Genomic DNA, 20459 nt, shown 5'->3' with positions numbered 1-20459 from the left:
GCAGCCTGTGTCGTTCGCGGTGATGGTGTCGCTGGCCGAGTTGTGGCGGTCGTACGGGGTGGAGCCGGCGGCTGTGGTGGGGCATTCGCAGGGTGAGATCGCTGCGGCGTGTGTGGCGGGGGCGCTGTCGCTGGAGGACGCGGCGCGGGTGGTGTGTCTGCGCAGCCGGGCGATCCGTGCTGTGGCCGGGCAGGGTGGTATGGCGTCGGTCGCTGCGCCGGTGGAGCGGGTTGAGGGGTTGCTGGAGCGGTGGCCTGGTCGGGTGTGGGTGGCTGCGGTCAACAGTGGGTCGCAGGTGGTGGTCTCCGGTGAGGCGGAGGCGGTTGGTGAGGTGGTGGCCGAGTGCGAGCGGCTGGGGATGCGGGCGCGCCGGATCGCGGTGGACTATGCCTCTCACTCCCCGGCCATGGACGCCCTCAGAGACGACCTGGCCACCGCGCTGAGGGGCATCAGCCCGCGTGCGGGTCGGGTTCCGGTGCTGTCGACGGTGACGGGTGAGTTCACCGATGGTTCGCAGATGGACAGTGGTTATTGGTTCACGAATCTGCGCTCGCGGGTGCGGTTCGCCGAGGCGGTGGAGAAGCTGGCCGCGGAGGGCTTCGGCACGTTCGTGGAGGTCTCCTCCCATCCGGTGACGACGACCGCTGTCCAGGAGATCGTGGAGGCGGCCGGAACGGAGCCGGGCATCGTCACCGGTTCGCTGCGGCGTGACGACGGTGGGCTGGACCGGTTCCTGGCGAGCGCGGCCGAGCTGTGGGTACGCGGCATCGACATCGACTGGACGGCCCTGTTCGACAACGCCCGCCCCCGTACCGTCGATCTGCCCACCTACCCCTTCCAACGCCAGCACTACTGGCTGCTGGACGAGGTCGGCGACGAAGGCGACGGCGGGCAGGACGTGGCCGACGCCGAGTTCTGGGCGGCTGTCGAGGGCGACGACCCGAACGCGCTCGCCGCGACCCTCGGTGTGACGGACTCGGCACCGCTCGAAGAGCTGATGCCCGTCCTGTCGGACTGGCGCCGCCGGCGTCGTCAGGATGCGGAGCTGGACTCGTGGCGCTACGACATCCAGTGGCAGCCCCTCCCTCAGGGCGCGGCACCGCGTATCGACGGTGCCCGATGGCTGCTGCTGGTACCGGCTGGTGGACACGTCTGGTCCGAGCACGTGAGCCAGGCGCTCACGGCACTGGGCGCCGAGGTCCGGGTGACAGAGGTCGAGCACGCCGAGCGTGCCGAACTGGCCGCGTGTTTGCGGGAGATCGGTTCCGAGTGCACCGGAGTCCTGTCCCTGCTCGCACTCGGCGACCGCACGGACTCCGGCCGGACGGACTCCGACCCGTCCGACCCCGGCGGCACGGACTTCGACCAATCGGACTTCGACCAGGCGGAGTTCGACCGTGCGGTGCTGGTCGTCCAGGCGCTCGGGGACGCCGGCAGCACGGCACCGCTGTGGTTCGCCACCCGGGGTGCGGTCCGCGTCGGGTCCTCCGACCGGTCCGTCGACCCGCGGCAGGCCCTGCTGTGGGGGCTCGGACGCATCGCCGCGCTGGAATACCCGCAGCGGATCGGCGGCCTGGTCGACCTGCCGGAGGAGCCCGACGAGCGGGCGGCCGAACGGCTGGTGCGGGCGCTGGGCGCGCCGGACGGCGAGGACCAGCTGGCCGTCCGGGCTGGCGGGGCGTACGTGCGCCGGCTGGCCCGCAAGCCGTTGGCGGGCCTCACTCCGGTGCGGAACTGGCGGCCCACCGGCACCGTGCTCGTCACCGGCGGCACGGGAGGCATCGGCGCGGAGATCGCCACGTGGCTGGCGTCGAACGGTGCGCGGCACCTGCTGTTGACCAGCCGCCGTGGCGACCGGGCGCCGGGCGCCGCGGAGTTGGCGGAGCGGCTGACCGGTCTCGGTGCCCGGGTGACCATCGCGGCCTGCGACGTGGCGGACCGTGAGGCGTTGCGGGGGCTGCTGGCCGGTATCGACCCCGAGCACCCGCTGACCGCGGTCGTGCACGCGGCGGCCGTGCTCGACGACTGCCTGCTCGACGTGCTGACCCCGGAGCGGGCCAGGTCGGTGCTGCTGCCCAAGGTGGCCGCGGCCCGCCATCTGCACGAGCTGACGGAGGGCGCCGACCTGGACGCCTTCGTGCTGTTCTCGTCGATCGCCGGGACGCTCGGCGGGCCCGGCCAGGGCAGTTACGCGGCGGCCAACGCCTATCTCGACGCGCTGGCGCTCGCCCGCCGAGCCGCGGGGCTGCCGGCCACCTCGCTGGCCTGGGGCGCCTGGGACCGGGTGGGTCTCGCCACCGGCGAGACGGGCGAGTGGCTGAGCCGTAACGGCATCGTCGCGATGGAGCCGGAGGCGGCGCTGTCGGCGATGTGGCAGGCCGTCGACCACGATCTGCCCCACCTCGTCGTCGCCGACATCGACTGGGCGGTGTTCGGGCCTGCCTGCACGCCCGGCCGCGCCGGGCGGGTGCTCGAAGGGCTGCCGGAAGCCCGTCCCGCGGTGGGCCGGGCCCCGGACGAGGAGCAGGCCGACGGCGGTTTCGCGGCCGACCTCGCCGGGCGTTCGCCGGCCGAGCGGCAGCAGGCGTTGCTGACGCTGGTGCGCCGCCAGGCCGCCGCGGTGCTCGGCCTGGCCGGGCCCGACGCGGTCGATCTCGACCGGGCGCTGCGCGACCTGGGTTTCGACTCGCTGACCGCGGTGGAACTGCGCAACCGCCTCAACGCCGCCACCGGCCTGCGGCTGCCGGTCACCGTGGTGTTCGACCACAACACCGCGAGCCGGCTGGCCGGGCATCTGGCCGAGCAGCTCTTCGGGGCGCCGGCCGAGCGGTCCGGCACGGCCGCCGCGTCAGTCGCGGAAGCTGCGGCGCCGGCGGGCGGGCCGACCGGGGAAGCGGCCGACGACCCCGTCGCCATCGTCGCGATGAGCTGCCGCTTCCCCGGCGGGGTGGGCTCCCCGGAGGAGTTCTGGGAACTGCTGTCCGCGGGGCGGGACGCGGTTTCCGCTTTCCCCACCGACCGCGGCTGGGACCTGGACGGCAGCTACCACCCGGATCCGGACCATCCGGGCACGTTCTACTCCAGCGGCGGCGGTTTCCTGCACGACGTGGGCTCCTTCGACCCGGTGTTCTTCGGCATCTCGCCGCGGGTGGCGCCGGCCATCGACCCGCAGCACCGGCTGCTGCTGGAGACCTCGTGGGAGGCGTTCGAACGTGCCGGGATCGACCCGGCGACGGTCAAGGGCAGCCCCGTCGGGGTGTTCGTGGGCGCGAACTACAACGACTACGGGGTGCGGCTCGGCGGGTCGGCGGGCGAGTTCGAGGGGCAGCTCGCCACCGGCAGTGCGGCGAGTGTGACGTCCGGCCGGGTGGCGTACACCTTCGGTCTGGAGGGACCCGCGGTCACGGTGGACACCGCCTGCTCGTCCTCGCTGGTGGCCCTGCACCTGGCCGCCCAGTCGGTGCGGTCCGGGGAGTGCGCCATGGCGCTGGCCGGCGGGGTGACCGTCATCTCGACCCTGCACTCTTTCATCGAGTTCAGCCGGCAGGGTGCGCTCTCCTCGGACGGGCGGTGCAAGGCGTTCTCCGCAGCTGCCGACGGGGCGGGCTGGGCCGAGGGCGTCGGCATGCTCCTGCTGGAGCGGCTGTCGGACGCACGGCGCAACGGACACCGGGTGCTGGCGGTGGTCCGGGGCAGCGCGGCCAATCAGGACGGCGCCTCGAACGGGCTGACGGCGCCCAGCGGTCTCGCCCAGCAGCGGGTGATCCGCCAGGCGCTGGCCAACGCGGAACTGGGCACCGCCGACGTGGACCTGATGGAGGCGCACGGCACAGGTACCGCGCTGGGCGACCCCATCGAGGCCGAGGCGCTGCTGGCCACCTACGGGCAGGACCGGCCCGCGGACCGGCCGCTGTGGCTGGGCGCGGTGAAGTCGAACATCGGCCACACCCAGGCAGCTTCGGGCGTGGCCGGGGTCATCAAGTCCGTGCTGGCGATGCAGCACGGCACCATGCCCCGTACCCTGCACGCCGACGAGCCCACCCCGCATGTGGACTGGTCGGCGGGCACCGTGCGGCTGCTCACGAAGGAGCGTGCCTGGCCCGACGCCGATGCGCCCCGCAGGGCGGCGGTGTCCTCGTTCGGCATGAGCGGCACGAACGTGCACGTGATCCTCGAACAGGCTCCGGCGCGGAACGGGACGGGCGCCGGGCAGTCCGTGTCCGGCGCGCCGGGCCCGGCCGGTGCCGGCCGGCTGCCGTGGATGCTGTCGGCACGCACGTCCGCCGCGTTGACCGCGCAGGCCGAGAACCTGCTCGGGGCGCTCGACGGGCGGCCCGGGTACGACGCCGCGTCCGTCGGCCGCGCTCTCGCGGCGCGTTCCCGCTTCGAGCACCGGCTGGTGTGCTGGGGCACCGACCGTGAGGCACTGCGGGAGCAGCTCACCGGCTGGCTGGACGGACGTGCGAGCGCACCGTCGGCCTCCGGCGTCACGAGCGGTGGCCGTACCGCGTTCCTGTTCTCCGGGCAGGGCGCCCAGCGGCTCGGCATGGGCCGCGAGCTGTACCGGACGTTCCCGGTCTACGCGGACGCTTTCGACGAGGTCTGCGCCCACGTGGACCTGGAACTGCGCAGGCCGCTGCGCGAGGTCGTGTTCGCCGCGGAGGGCAGCGAGGACGCCGGGCTGCTGGACCGGACGGAGTACACCCAGCCGGCGTTGTTCGCCGTCGAGGTGGCGCTGTTCCGGCTGTTCGCGTCGTGGGGCGTCACCCCGGACTACCTGATCGGGCACTCCGTGGGCGAGCTGGCCGCCGCACACCTGGCAGGCGTGTTCACGTTGCCCGACGCGTGCCGTCTGGTGGCGGCGCGCGGCCGGTTGATGGGGCGGCTGCCCGCCAATGGTGCGATGGCCGCGCTGGCCGCCGCCGAGGAGGAGGTGCTCCCGCTGCTCGACGGGCTGGCGGACCGGATCGCGGTGGCCGCGGTCAACGGTCCGCAGGCGACGGTGGTGTCCGGCGACACGTCCGAAGTCGAACGCGTGTCCGCATACTTCTCCGAACTGGGCCGGAAGACTAGGAATTTGCGGGTCAGTCATGCGTTTCACTCGCCTCATATGGACGCGATGCTGGAGGACTTCGCCGCGATCGTCCGGGACATCCCGATGTCTCCGCCGACGATCCCCGTGGTGTCCGACGTCACGGGGCGGACGGCCACGGCCGGGCAGCTGTGCACGGCCGAGTACTGGGTGACCCAGCTGCGCGGCGCCGTCCGGTTCGCCGACGGCGTGCGGTTCCTCACCGAGGAGGGCGTCACCCGGTTCCTGGAGCTGGGGCCCGACGCCGTACTGGCCGCGATGGCCACCGACAGCCGTGCCGAGGACGCCCCCGGCGTGGTGGTGCCCGCACTGCGGCGCGGACGGGACGAGGTCGTCTCCGCCCTCGCCGCGCTGACCCAGGTGTATGTGCACGGCGGCAGCTGCGACTGGGCGGCGTTCCTGCCGGACACCGCCGAGCCCGCCGAGCTGCCCACCTACCCGTTCCAGCGGCAGCGCTACTGGATCGACGCCCCGGCGTCCGAAGGGGACGTGCGGGCCGCGGGGCTGGAGGCGGCCGGGCACCCGCTGCTCGGAGCCGCCGTAGAGCTCGCGGGCGACGACGGGGTGCTCTTCACGGCCCAGCTCTCCTCCCGCCGGCACCCCTGGCTCGCCGACCACGTCATGGACGGCACGGTGGTGCTGCCCGGCACGGCGTTCCTCGAACTCGCCGTCCGGGCCGGCGACCAGGTCGGCTGCCGCTGCGTCGGCGAACTGACCCTGCACGCACCGCTGGTCCTGCCCGAGCACGCGGCGGTGCAGGTGCAGGTGCGGGTGGGCGCCGCGGACGACGCCGGGGCCCGGACGCTGGAGGTCCACTCCCAGCCCGACGGCGGCGCGGACGGCGCGACCTGGCAGAAGCACGCGAGCGGCACCCTGCTGCCCGAGGCGCTGTCCGGTGAGCCAGCGCCCGGCGTGTGGCCGCCCGAGGGTGCCGCGCCGGTCGATCTCGACGGCTTCTACGCACGTCTGGCCGGTACGGGCAGCGACTACGGCCCGGCGTTCCAGGGCCTTGCCGCCGCCTGGCGGCGCGGCTCGGAGGTCTTCGCCGAGGTGGCCCTGCCCGACGGCACGGACCCGGCCGGCTTCGCGCTGCACCCGGCGCTGCTCGACGCCGCCTTGCAGGCCGTCTCGGTGGGCACGCTCGGCGACGAGGGGCAGGGTGTGATGCCGTTCTCGTGGCGGAACGTCGCCCTGTACAGCTCGGGCGCCGACCACCTGCGGGTGCGACTGGCCGACCTCACAGACAACACGAACAACATGTACAGCGCGAACAGCGCAGATGGCGCGGGCAACCCGGGCAGTGCCGGGAATGCCGGGAGCGCCGGGAGCGCGGTGTCCGTCCAGGTGTGGGACCCGGCCGGCACACCGGTCGCGTCCGCCGAGTCGCTGGCGTTCCGCCCGCGGGCCGGCGCCGCACCGCGCCGGCCCCGTACCGAGTCGCTGCTGCGCACCGAGTGGACACCCGTCCCGGCGGCACCGCTGCCGCGGCACCTGACCTGGGCACTGGTCGGGGACGGGGCGCCCGACGCGGTGACGGCGCTCTCCGGCGTCGTCACGCTCGACGCCCACCCGACGCTGCGCGACCTGTCCGAGGCCCCCGCGGCCGTGCCCGACCGGGTGCTCGTCGTCGCGCCGTCTTTCCCGGGCGAGCCGGCACGCGCCACGCGGTCGGCGGCCCACTGGGCGCTGGAGCAGGTGCAAGGCTGGCTCGCCGACGAGCGGTTCGCCGGATCGCGGCTGGTCTTCGTGACCCGGGGTGCGGTGGCCGCCGGCTCCGGCGACGAGCCCGCCGACCTGCCCTGCGCCGCGGTGCACGGACTGGTCCGGGCGGCGATGACCGAGAACCCGGGCCGCTTCGCGCTGCTTGACGTGGACGGCGGTGCACCCGGCACGGCCACGGCCGCCGCGCTGGCCGCCGCCGTCGCGGGCGACGAGCCCCAACTGGCACTGCGGGGCGGGACCGTACGCCTCGCGCGGCTGGCCCGGGTGCACGCCGACACCGAGACCGACAGCGCCGCACCCGGGTGGAACCCGGCCGGGACCACGCTGATCACCGGCGGCACCGGCACGCTCGGCCGGCTCCTCGCCCGGCACCTGGTCACCGAGCACGGCGTACGGCATCTGCTGCTCGTCAGCCGCAGCGGGCCGGACGCGGCGGGAGCGGGCCGGCTGTGCGACGAACTCGCCGCGCTGGGCGCCGAGGTGACTGTCGCGGCCTGCGACGCCGCGGACCGCGACGCGCTCAGAGGTCTGCTCGCCGGAATCCCCGCCGAACATCCACTCACCGCGGTCGTGCACGCCGCGGGCGTCGTCGACGACGGTGTGATCACCGCCCTGACCCCCGAGCGGATCGACGGCGTGCTCGCGCCCAAGGTCGATGCCGCGCTCAACCTGCACGAGCTGACCGCGTCCGAGGACCTGAGCGCCTTCGTGCTGTTCTCCTCGGTCGCCTCGACGCTCGGCGGCGCGGGCCAGGCCGCCTACGCCGCGGGCAACGCCTTCCTCGACGCGCTCGCCGGACACCGCCGGGCCCGGGGGCTGTCCGCCGTCTCGCTGTGCTGGGGGCCGTGGGCCGAGCTGAGTACCATGACCGGCAAGCTGGGGGCGGCGGACTTCGCGCGGTTCGCGCGGGGCGGCCTGGTGCCGATGGCCACGGCCGAGGCGCTGGACCTGTTCGACGCCGCCTGCGGGCGCGACGAGGCGGTCCTGGTGCCGGCCCGGTTCTCCCTGGCCGGCCTCCAGGACGCCGGCCAGGCCGTCGAGGTGCCGGCGATGCTGCGCGGGCTGCTGCGCGGCCGGGGCCGGCCCGCCGCCGCGAGCGCCGAGGCGAAGGCCGCCGCACCCGCCGACAGGTTCGTCGCGCTCGCCGGGGCGCAACGCAAGCGGGCCCTGCTCGACCTGGTCCGCAGCGAGGCGGCCCTGGTGCTGGCCTACCAGGGCCCCGAACTCGTCGACGTGGAGGCGGGCTTCCTGGACCTGGGCTTCGACTCGCTCAGCGCCGTCGAACTGCGCAACCGGCTGAGCAGACAAACCGGCCTCACGCTGCCCGCGACCGTGCTGTTCGACCACCCGACCCCGGGCGCGCTCGCCACCCATCTGCACGAAGTCTTCCCGTCGGACGGCGAACGCGCCCTGGCCCCGGTCCTCACGGAACTGGAGAAGCTCGACGCCAACCTGCCCGACCTGGCCGCCGACGACGCACTGCGCGGCCGGCTGGAGAACCGGCTGCGGACGCTGCTGGACAAGCTGGCCGGTCCGGACGCGGCCGGGGCCACCGCCCCGCCCCCCGGGGGGCCGGGGGACGACGCCGTGATCGACAACCTGGACGCGGCGAGCGACGACGAGATCTTCCGGTTCCTCGACGAGCTGGACACCTGAGCGCGAATGGAGAAGCAGGTCGTGCAGAGCCCATGCGGTTCGGTAGGAGAAGGGGGCATCCGGTGAACGAGGAGCGGCTGCGCGAATACCTGAAGCGGGCGACCGCCGACCTGCACCGCACCCGGCAGAAGCTCACCGAGTACGAGGCCAGGGACTCGGAGCCGATCGCGATCGTCGGCATGAGCTGCCGGCTGCCAGGCGGTGTCACCTCGCCCGAGGAGCTGTGGGACCTCGTGTCGGCGGGCACCGACGCGGTCTCGCACTTCCCGGACGACCGCGGCTGGGACCTGGCATCGCTGTACGACCCGGACCCCGACCGGCCCGGCACCACCTACTGCACGCAGGGCGGCTTCCTGTACGACGCCGCCGAGTTCGACCCCGAACTGTTCGGGCTGAGCCCGCGTGAGGCACTGGCCGTCGATCCGCAGCAGCGGCTGCTGCTGGAGGCGTCCTGGGAGGCGCTGGAGCGCGGCGGCGTGAGCCCCACGTCGCTGCGCGGCAGTCGCACGGGCGTGTACGTCGGCATCATGTACCAGGACTACGGCACCCGCAGCCGGCGCCCGCCCCGGGGCCTGGAGGGCTACATCGGCAACGGCAGCTCGCCGAGCATCGCCTCCGGCCGGATCGCCTACACCTTCGGCTTCGAGGGGCCTGCGGTGACGCTGGACACGGCGTGCTCCTCGTCGCTGGTCGCCCTGCACCTGGCCTGCCAGGCGCTGCGGTCCGGGGAGTGCACGATGGCGCTCGCCGGCGGGGTGACCGTGATGTCCACGCCGGTCACCTTCGTACAGTTCAGCCGGCACCGGGGACTCGCCCCCGACGGCCGCTGCAAGTCGTTCGCCGACGGCGCCGACGGCACCGGCTGGTCCGAGGGCGTCGGCCTGCTCGCCCTGGAGCGGCTGTCGGTGGCCCGGCGGAACGGGCACCCGGTGCTGGCCGTGATCCGCGGCACCGCCGTCAACCAGGACGGTGCCAGCAGCGGCCTCACCGCACCCAACGGGCCCTCGCAGCAGCGCGTCATCCGGCAGGCGCTGGCCAACGCCGGGCTGACCCCGCAGGACGTGGACGCGGTGGAGGCGCACGGCACCGGCACCACGCTGGGCGACCCCATCGAGGCGCAGGCACTGCTGGCCACCTACGGCCAGGACCGGCCCGCGGACCGGCCGCTGTGGCTCGGCTCGCTCAAGTCGAACCTGGGCCACACCCAGGCCGCCGCAGGTGTGGCCGGCGTGATCAAGATGGTGCAGGCGCTGCGGCACGCCGCCTTGCCGAAGACCCTGCACGTCGACCGGCCCTCCCGGCACATCGACTGGTCCGGCGGCGGACTGCGGCTGCTCACCGAGGCCCGGCCGTGGCCCGCCCCGACACCGGACCGGCCCCGCCGCGCCGGCGTCTCGGCGTTCGGCGTCAGCGGCACCAACGCCCACGCGATCCTGGAGCAGGCCCCGCCACCGCCCGGGCCGGAGCCGGCCGCCGAGCCGTCCACCGGCCCGGTGCGCACCGGCGCCCCCGCCCGGCGCCTGGCCGCCGTGCCGTGGGTGGTGTCCGCGAAGACAGCCGACGGACTCGCCGGGCAGGCCCGCCGGCTGCTCTCCGGGGTGGGCAGCCACACCGCCCGGGACGTCGGCTTCTCCCTCGCGACCACCCGGGCCGCACTGGAGCACCGCGCCGTGGTGCTGGGCACCGACACCGGTGAGATGTCGGCCGCGCTGGCCGCGCTCGCCGACGAGGCGGGCGGCGCACCGGACGTCATCGAGGGCCGCCGCCTCGACGGCCCCGTCGCCTTCATGTTCAGCGGCCAGGGCTCCCAGCACGCCGGTATGGGACGCGCGTTGTACGACGCGTTCCCCGTGTTCGCCCAGGCGCTCGACGAGGTGTGCGCGCACTTCCGACCCCCGGCCGACGGGCCGGGGGTCCCCCTGAAACAGGTCATGTTCGAGGCGGACGGCCTGCTCGACCGCACCGAACACACCCAGCCCGCGCTCTTCGCCCTCGAAGTCGCCCTGTTCAGGCTGCTCGAATCCTGGGGCCTCCAGCCGGACCACCTCATCGGCCACTCCGTCGGCGAGCTGTCGGCCGCCCACGTGGCAGGCGCGCTGACCCTCCCGGACGCCTGCCGCCTGGTCTCCGCACGCGCCCGCCTGATGCAGGCACTGCCCGCCGGCGGCGCCATGGTCGCGGTGCGCGCCACCGAGGCCGAGGTCGTCCCGCTGCTCGGCCCGGGAGTGTCGGTCGGCGCGGTCAACTCCGCCGGCTCGGTGGTGCTCTCCGGCGACGAGGACGCCGTGCTGCGCGTCGCCGCCGAGTTCCCCGGCCGCGACACCCGCCGGCTCACCGTCAGCCACGCCTTCCACTCCCACCACATGGACGGCATGCTCGCCGAGTTCCGCGCCGTCGCGGAGAGCGTCGAGCACCACCGGCCGCGGATCCCGGTCGTCTCCAACCTCACCGGGCAGCTCGTCGAGGAGTTCACGGCCGACCACTGGGTGCGGCACGTGCGCGAGCCGGTGCGCTTCGCCGACGGCATCGCACGGCTGCGCGCACTGGGCACGGCCCGCTTCGTCGAACTCGGCCCGGGCGGCGCGCTCTGCTCGGCCGTCGCCGACGACGTGCCCGCCCCGTGCCTGGTGCAGCCCCTGCTGCGCAAGGAGAGGCCGGAGCCCGAAGCGCTGACCGCGGCACTGGCCCGGCTGTGGGCGAGCGGACTGTCCGTCGACTGGCCCGCCTTCTACGAGGGCACCGGTGCGCGGCGCGTCGACCTGCCCACCTTCGCCTTCCGGCGCCGCCGGCTCTGGCTGGACGTGCCCCTCTCCCGCGACGGGGCGACCGGCGGCCACCCCGTCCTCGACGTGGGGATGGCCCGTGCAGATACGGACGGTTTCGTCTTCGGCGGCGAACTGTCCGCCGCCACCCACCCCTGGCTGGCCGACCACCGCGTCGCCGGCCGGATCCTGGTGCCCGGCACCGCCTTCCTGGAACTCGCCCTGCGGGTCGGCGGCCGGATCGGCTGCCCCCGCGTCGACGAACTCGTGCTGGCCGAGCCCCTGGTCCTCGACCCGGCCGACCGGATCAGCGTGCAGGTGGTCGTCGGCGCCGCGGACTCCTTCGGCAACCGGACCGTCACCGGCTACTCCAGACCGTGCACCGGCCAGGACGAGATTGCCGGGGACCAGCCGTGGACCCAGCACTTCTCCGGCACCCTGGCCGCGCGCCGGGAACAGCCGGAGCCCGGACCCACCGCCTGGCCGCCGGACGGCGCCACCCCTGTGGACATCGGCGACCTCTACGACGGGCTGGCCGCGGCCGGCCTGGAGTACGGCCCGCTGCTGCGCGGCCTGCGTGCCGCCTGGCGACTCGGTGACGAGATCCACGCCGAGGTGGAACTGCCCGAGTCCCAGAGCGTCGACGCCGAGTGCTTCGAGCTGCACCCGGCCCTCCTCGACGCCGCCCTGCACGCCGCCGCCCTCGACGCCGGCACCTCGCCCGGGGCGGTCCCCTTCACCTGGACCGGCGTCGACGTCCACAGCCCGGGCGCCACCGCGCTGCGCGTCACCCTGAACCCGGCCGCACCGCACTCGCTGAAGCTGACCGCGACCGACCCCGCCGGAACGCCGGTGGTGTCCGTCGACTCGCTGCTCGTACGCCCCCTCACCGGCGAGCCGCGCACGCCGGCGCGGCACCGCGACGCACTGTTCCGGATCGAGTGGCAGGAGGTCCCCGCCCGGCATGCCCCCGCCACCGGGCCGTCGGACACCCTGCCGGAAATGGTCGAACTGCCCGGCGGCGGCGACCTGCCCCACGAGCCGTACGAGGCGGTGCGCGAAGCCCTGCACCGCACCCTCGCGCTGCTCCAGGAACGGCTCGCCGCCCCCGCGGCCCCGGACGGCACCCCGCTCGTGCTGCGCACCCGTGCCGCCGCCCGGCTGCCCGGCGACAGCGGCGACATCGACCCGGTCGCCGCCGCCGTGCAGGGCCTGGTGCGCTCGGCACAGTCGGAGAACCCCGACCGGTTCGTCCTCGTGGACGCCACCGACGACGCCACCGAGCTGCCCCTCGCCGGCCTCCCGGCCGACGAGCCGCACCTCGTGCTGCGCGACTCCCGCTGGTACGCACCCCGCCTCGCACGGTTGCCCGGCCCCGCCGAGGAGCCGCCGGCCGGCCTCGACCCGCAGGGCACCGTCCTGGTCACCGGCGCCACCGGCCGGCTGGGCCGCGCCGTGTGCGCGCACCTCGTCGAACAGCACGGCGTACGGCACCTGCTGCTGACCAGCCGGTCGGGACCCGACGCCGCCGACGCCCCGGAACTGACCGCGCTGGACGCCGACGTGCGGCTCGCGGCCTGCGACGCGGCCGACCGGGACGCGCTGGCACAGCTGCTGGCCGACGTGCCCGCCGAGCACCCGCTGACGGCCGTCGTCCACCTGGCCGGCATCCTCGACGACGGCATCGTCCAGTCGCTGACGCCCGAGCGGATCGACGCCGTGCTGGCCCCCAAGGTGGCCGGCGCGCGCAACCTGCACGAGCTGACCCGGGACCTGGACCTCTCGGCGTTCGTCCTGTTCGCGTCGGCCGCCGGCACCTTCGGCGGCCCCGGCCAGGGCAACTACGCCGCGGCCAACGCCTACCTCGACGCGCTCGCCGTGCAGCGCCGGCAGGCCGGGCTCCCCGGACTGTCGCTGGCCTGGGGCCTGTGGGCGGGCGAGGACGGCATGGTCGGCGGCATCAGCGACCTCGACCTCGAACGCGCCCACGGCATCGGAATCCTCAGCCTGGACAACGCGGACGGGCTCGCGCTGTTCGACACCGCACTGCGCCGCCCCGAGGCCAATCTCGTGCCCGCCGCCTTCGACTTCACCCCGCTGCGCGCACTGGACCGCGAGCAGGCGCTGCCCGCGCTGCTGCGCGGACTGGTCCGCCGCGACAAGCCCGCCGTCCCACGCCGGACAGCCGCCCGCCCGGCCCGGATGCTCGATGTGGTCCGGGCCCGGGTGGCCGCCGTGCTGCGGTACCCCTCGCCGACCGCCGTCGACCCCGCGAAGGCGTTCTCCGAGCTCGGCTTCGACTCGCTGATGGCGGTCGAGCTGCGCAACGCGCTCGGTGAACAGACCGGTCTCCGGCTGCCCGCCTCCGTGATCTTCGACCAGCCCACCCCGGCGGCCCTGGCCGAGCACCTGGAAGCGCTGACCGCCGCACATGACGACCGCGCCGCCTCCGCTCCCGGCGCGGCCCCGCAGGCCGGCGCGGTCCCCGGGCAGGCAGCGTCCGACGATCCCATCGCGATCGTGTCCATGGCGTGCCGGCTGCCGGGCGGGGTCGAGTCCCCCGAGGACCTGTGGCAGCTCGTGCTGCGCGGCGAGGACGCCATCCGGCCCATGCCGACCGACCGCGGCTGGGACATCGACACGCTCTACGACCCCGACCCGGACCGGCCCGGCACCAGCTACGTGCGCGAGGGCGGCTTCCTGACCGGCGCCGACCGCTTCGACCCCGCCCCCTTCGGGATATCCCCGCGCGAAGCCCTCGCCATGGACCCCCAGCAACGCCTGCTGCTGGAGTCCTCCTGGGAACTGTTCGAGCGGGCCGGCATCCCGGCGCGCTCCCTGCGGGGCAGCCGCACCGGCGTGTTCGTCGGGCTGATGTACACCGACTATCCGATGCTGCTGCACGGCCGTGACCACGACCTCGACGGTCACCTGGGCACCGGCACCGCAGGCAGCGTCGCCTCCGGGCGCATCGCCTACACCTACGGGCTCGAAGGCCCGGCCGTCACCGTCGACACGGCCTGCTCCTCGTCGCTGGTCGCCCTCCACCAGGCGGTCGCCGCCCTCCGCGCGGGCGAGTGCTCGCTCGCGATGGCCGGCGGTGTCACCGTCATGTCGACGCCCGACATCTTCACGGAATTCAGCCGCCAGCGCGGTCTCGCCGGCGACGGCCGCTGCAAACCGTTCGCGCAGGCCGCCGACGGCACCGGCTGGGGCGAGGGCCTCGGCCTGCTGCTGCTGGAACGGCTCTCCGACGCGCGGCGCAACGGGCACACCGTGCTCGGCGTCGTACGCGGCAGCGCCGTCAACCAGGACGGCGCCTCGAACGGCCTCAGCGCACCCAACGGCCCCTCGCAGCAGCGGGTGATCCGGCAGGCCCTCGCGGGCGCCGGCCTCACCGCCGCCGACATCGACGCCGTCGAGGCACACGGCACGGGCACCCCGCTCGGCGACCCCATCGAGGCACAGGCACTCCTCGCCACCTACGGCAGGGAACGGTCCGGCGGCACCCCGCTGCTGGTGGGGGCGCTCAAGTCCAACTTCGGGCACACCCAGGCAGCCGCCGGCGTCTCCGGCATCATCAAGACCGTCATGGCCATGCGCCACGGCGTACTGCCCGGGATCGTGCACCTGGACGCGCCCTCGTCCCAGGTCGACTGGGGCTCCGGAGCCGTGCGGCTGCTGGCCGGGAACGAGGAATGGCCGCACACCGGCCGCCCGCGCCGGGCCGCCGTGTCCTCGTTCGGCATCAGCGGCACCAACGCCCACGTCATCCTGGAGCAGGCGCCCGACACCGCGGAACCGGCCGCCGCGCACGCCCCCGAGGAAACCTCCCGGCCTCCGGCGGCCGTCGCCTGGACACTGTCCGCGCCGAGCGCACCGGACCTGCGCGCCCAGGCCGACCGCCTGCTGCCGGCCGTCGAGGAACTGGAGCCCGCCGACGTCGGACTGACGCTCGCCACCACCCGGTCCGCCTTCGAACACCGGGCCGTGCTCGTCGGAGCCGACCGGGCCGAACTGATCGACGGACTGCGCGCCCTGGCCGCCGGCGAACCGAGCGGCAACGCCGTCGAAGGCGTCGCCCGACCCGCGGCCCGGCCCGTGTTCGTCTTCCCCGGCCAAGGCTCCCAATGGGCCGGCATGGCAGCCGAACTGCTCGACACCGCACCGCCCTTCGCGCACAGCATCGCCCGCTGCGAGGCCGCGCTGTCCGAGTTCGTGGACTGGCGGCTGACCGACGTGCTGCGGGGCGCACCGGACGCACCCGGCCTCGACACCGACGACGTGGTGCAGCCCGTGACCTTCGCCGTCAACGTGTCCCTGGCCGAACTGTGGCGCAGCCACGGCGTCGAACCGGCCGCGGTCGTCGGGCACTCGCAGGGCGAGATCGCGGCTGCCTGCGTCGCCGGGGCGCTGTCGCTGCGTGACGCCGCCCGCGTCGTCTGCCTGCGCAGCCGCGAGATCGCCGCGCTCGCCGGTCTCGGCGGCCTGCTCTCGGTGGCCGCGCCGCCCGCCCGGGTCGAGGAGCTGCTGCACCGCCACGAGGGTCGGCTGCACATCGGCGTGGTCAACAGCCCCCGCTCCGTGGTGGTCTCCGGAGACGCGGACGCGCTGCGCGAGCTGACCGCCGAGTGCGCGGACCACGACATCCGCGCCAAGCGGATACCGGTCAACTACGCCTCGCACTCGCCGCACGTCGACGTCGTCGGGGCCAGGCTCCTGGAACTGCTCGAACCCGTCACGCCGCTGGAACCCGAAGTGCCCTTCCTCTCCACCGTGACCGGCGAATGGATCGACGGCCCCGTGTGCGACGCCGGCTACTGGTTCAGCAACCTGCGCCGGCCCGTACGCTTCGCCGACTCCGTGCGGACGCTCGTCGCGCAGGGCTTCGGACCGCTGATCGAGGTCAGCGCCCACCCCGTACTGACCGGTGCCGTCGAGGAGACCCTGGCCGACAGCGGGACCGGCACCCCGGACGGCACCGCCCTGGGCACGCTGCGCCGCTCCGACGGCGGCCCGACCCGCTTCCTGCTGTCCGTCGGCGAGGCGTACGCGGCGGGCGTGGACGTCGACTGGCACCGCGTCTACGAGGACACCGGCGCCCGCCGCGTCGACCTGCCCCCCTACGCCTTCCAGCGGCGCCGCTTCTGGCCGGAGTTCCCCCCGGCCGCCCCGCAGGCCGCCGACCCGGCGGAGGCGGAGTTCTGGCGCGCGGTACGCAGCCAGGACCTCGACGCGCTCGTCGAGCACACCGGCGTCGACCGCCGGGAACTGGAACCCGCCCTGCCCGCGCTGTCCCGCTGGCACACCGCGCGGCAGCTGAGCACCATCCTGGACAGCTGGCGGTACCGCATCCAGTGGGAGCCCGTGCCGGCCACGCCGGCCGACACGGAGCAACTGACCGGCACCTGGCTGGTACTGCGCCGGCCCGGGGCGCACGACAGCCTCGCCGGCCAAGTCACCCACGCCCTGGCGCGGGCCGGCGCCGAGGTGACCGCACTCGAGGTCTCCGCCGACGCGCCCGACGACGCAGACCGGCTGGCCGGACAGATCACCGAAGCCCTCCGTGGCCGGCACCTCACGGGCGTGCTCTGCCTCACCGGCCTGGACACCACCCCGCACCCGGAGCACCCCACCGTGCCCGCCGGACTCGCCGCCTGCCTGGCCGCGGCCCGGGCCCTGACCGCACTGGACCTCGGCGCACCGCTGTGGCTGGCCACGTCCCGCACCGTGGGCTGCGGCCCCGACGACCCGCCGCGTGACCCGGCGCAGGCGCTGGTGTGGGGCACCGGCCTGGTGCTCGGACTCGACCAGCCCCGCCGCTGGGGCGGGCTGATCGACCTGCCGGCCGAACTCGACGACGACAGCGCCCGCCACCTGTGCACCGTGCTCGGCGGCCGGACCGGCGAGGAACAAGTGGCCGTCAGACCCACCGGGCTGCTGGCCCGCCGGCTGGTCCGCGCGCCCGCCGACGGCCCGGTCACCCCGTGGCAGCCGCGGGACACGGTGGTGATCACCGGCGGCACCGGGGCGATCGGCGGCCACCTGGCGCGCTGGGCCGCGCGCTCCGGCGCCGAACGCGTCGTCCTCGTCAGCCGCCGCGGCCAGGACGCCGACGGCATGCCCGACCTCTTCAACGAACTGGTCGAGCTCGGCGCCGACGTCGTCATCGCCGCCTGCGACCTCGCCGACCCCGACGCCCTCGGCGACCTGTTCGCCAAGATCGGCTCCAACGGCCCGCCGATCCGGGCGGTGCTGCACGCCGCCGGCACCAGCGGGCGCCGGCTGCCCCTGGACGAGCTGACCACCGGCGAACTGGCCGCCGTGCTCACCCCCAAGGTGACCGGCACCCGCAACCTCGCCGCACTCGTGGAGAGCCTGGACCTCGACGCCTTCGTCCTGTTCTCCTCCGGGGCCGGCATCTGGGGCGGCGCCGGCCGGATCGGCTACGCGGCTGCCAACGCCTACCTCGACGCCTTCGCCGCCGAGCGCCGTGCCGCCGGCCTGCCCGTCACGTCGATCGCCTGGGGCGCGTGGGGCGGCGGCGGCATGGTCGACGCGGACACCGCCGCGCAACTGGGCCGGCTCGGCAACCGGCAGATGCCGCCGGACACGGCCGTCGCCGCGCTCGCCGACGCCGTCGGCCGCCGGGACACCAACCTGCTGGTCGCCGACATCGGCTGGCAGACCTTCGCCCCCGCCTACACCGCCGCCCGCAGCAGGCCGCTGCTCCTGGGCGTGCCCGAGGCACGCCAGGCGCTCACCGAACCGGACGCGGCCACCGTCGGGAGCGGCGGCCGGCCCGAGTTCGTGCGCGAACTGTCCGCCCTCGACGACGGCGAGCGGCAGCGGCTGATGCTCGACCGGCTGCGGCGCGAGGCGGCGGTGGCCCTCGGCCACGACTCGGCCGCCGAGTTGCAGTCCGACCGGTCCTTCCGCGACCTGGGCTTCGACTCGCTGACCGTGGTGGCCCTGCGCAACCGGCTGACCGCGATCACCGGTCTGGAACTGCCCACCACCCTCGTCTTCGACCACCCCACCTTCCCCGACCTGGCACGCCACCTGACGAGCCAGCTCTTCGCCGCCGAGGACGAGAACGCCGCGCTGAGCCCGGAGGAGGCCGCCACCTGGTCGACCCTGCGCAGCATTCCCCTCAGCAGGCTGCGGGAGACCGGGTTGCTCGACGCCCTGCTGGAGCTGGCCGCCGCACCACAGCAGGGCGACGCACCCGAACCGGACGGCGAGACCGACGCCGTGGGCCGGGTCGACGACATGAACATCGCCGACCTCGTCGAGTTGGCACTCGGCACCGACAACGACGCACGGGAGAACTGAGATGCCGGCAGCTCCGGACGCTTCGGACAAGATCGTCGAGGCGTTGCGCGCCGCACTGCGCGACAACGAACGGCTGAAGCAGCGCAACCAGCGGCTCGAGCAGACGGCGCGCGAACCGATCGCGATCGTGGGCATGGGCTGCCGGCTGCCGGGCGACGTCCGGAGCCCGGAAGCCTTGTGGGAACTGCTGGCCGCCGGCGAGGACGCCACCTCGCAGTTCCCCGACCGGCCCGGCTGGGAGATCGAATCGCTGGTCGACCCGGACCCCGAGCGCAGCGGCACCAGCTACGTCAGCCGGGGCGGCTTCCTGCACGACGCCGGCGAGTTCGACGCGGACTTCTTCGGCATCTCACCGCGCGAGGCACTGGCGATGGACCCCCAGCAGCGGCTGCTGCTGGAGGTCGCGTGGGAGACCTTCGAGCACGCCCGCATCTCGCCGTCCTCCCTGCGCGGCACCGCCACCGGAGTCTTCGCCGGGGCCATCGGACAGGACTACGGCCCGATCGTCGACGCCTCCGGGATCGACGCCGACGGCTATCTGGCCACCGGCAGCGCCACCAGCGTCGCCTCCGGCCGCATCGCCTACGTCCTGGGCCTGGAGGGCCCGGCGGTCACCGTGGACGCGGCCTGCGCCTCCTCGCTGGTCGCCCTGCACCTGGCCGTGCAGTCGCTGCGCTCCGGCGAGTGCTCGCTGGCCCTGGCCGGCGGCGCCCAGGTGATGGCCAGTCCCTCCACCTTCCGCGAGTTCAGCAGCCTGCGCGGACTCGCCCCCGACGGCAGGTGCAAGCCCTTCTCGGACGACGCCGACGGCACCGCGTTCAGCGAGGGCGTCGGCCTGCTGCTGGTGGAGCGCCTGTCGGACGCGCGGCGCAACGGCCACCGGGTGCTCGCCCTCGTCCGCGGCACCGCCGCCAACCAGGACGGCGCCTCCAACGGACTGACCGCACCCAACGGCCTCTCCCAACAGCGGGTGATCCGCCAGGCCCTCGCCAACGCCGGTGTCCCGGCGTCCGAAGTGGACGTCGTGGAAGGACACGGCACCGGCACCACGCTCGGCGACCCGATCGAGGCGCGCGCGTTGCTGGCGACGTACGGCCAGGGCCGCCCGGCCGAGCGGCCGTTGTGGCTGGGTTCCGTGAAGTCGAACCTGGGCCACACGCAGGGCGCTGCGGGTGTGGCGGGTGTCATGAAGATGGTGCTGGCGCTGCGGCACGGGGTGATGCCCAAGTCACTGCATACGGGTTCGCCGTCGTCGCACGTGGACTGGTCGGCGGGCGCGGTGGAGCTGTTGTCCGAGGCACGTGAGTGGCCGTGCGTGGAGGGCCGCCCCCGGCGCGCGGGTGTGTCGGCGTTCGGGATGAGTGGAACCAACGCGCACGTGATCCTCGAGGAGGCCCCGGCGGAGCCCGCTCCGGTGCGGTCCGACGACGGTGACGTGGCTGGTGCCTGGATGCCGACGGTGGTGCCGTGGGTGCTGTCCGCGCGTGATAGTGAGGCGTTGCGTGAGCAGGCGGCGGGGCTGGTGCCGTTGGCGGGTGGGGCTGATGTCGATGCGGTTGGTGTGGGTTGGTCGTTGGTGACGACGCGGGCGCGGTTCGAGCACCGTGCGGTGGTTGTCGGTGGGTACGGGTCGGGGTTGTCGGCGTTGGCTGCGGGTGAGCCGGCTGGTGGCGTGGTGTCGGGGGTTGTGGGTCCTGTGGGGCGGACGGTGTTCGTCTTCCCGGGTCAGGGTGCGCAGTGGGCGGGTATGGCGGTGGGGCTGTTGGAGAGCTCGCCGGTGTTCGCGGAACGCATGCGTGAGTGTGAGGTGGCGTTGTCCGCGTTTGTGGACTGGTCGCTGCTGGGGGTGTTGCGGGGTGATGCGGGTGCGCCGTCGTTGGAGCGGGTGGATG

Annotated in this window: 3 protein-coding genes; all 3 read left to right on the top strand. The window is 74.6% G+C overall.

Annotated elements, in window-relative coordinates:
* Window positions 1–8470 (top strand): type I polyketide synthase (locus IO40_RS0131900; RefSeq protein WP_031176622.1); only part of this gene is annotated, 8470 nt, incomplete at its 5' end.
* A 62-nt stretch (window positions 8471–8532) separates the two neighbouring features.
* On the top strand, window positions 8533–18567 hold the full coding sequence (locus IO40_RS0131895) for a type I polyketide synthase (RefSeq protein WP_031176621.1): 10035 nt from the start codon (window positions 8533–8535) through the stop codon (window positions 18565–18567).
* A 1-nt stretch (window position 18568) separates the two neighbouring features.
* Window positions 18569–20459, top strand: a 1891-nt coding sequence (locus IO40_RS0131890) for a type I polyketide synthase (protein WP_031176620.1), incomplete at its 3' end; no start/stop codon positions are given.

The organism is Streptomyces albus subsp. albus (assembly GCF_000725885.1).
Lineage (GTDB): Bacteria > Actinomycetota > Actinomycetes > Streptomycetales > Streptomycetaceae > Streptomyces > Streptomyces albus.
This window is presented reverse-complemented; position numbering and strand designations above follow the sequence as displayed.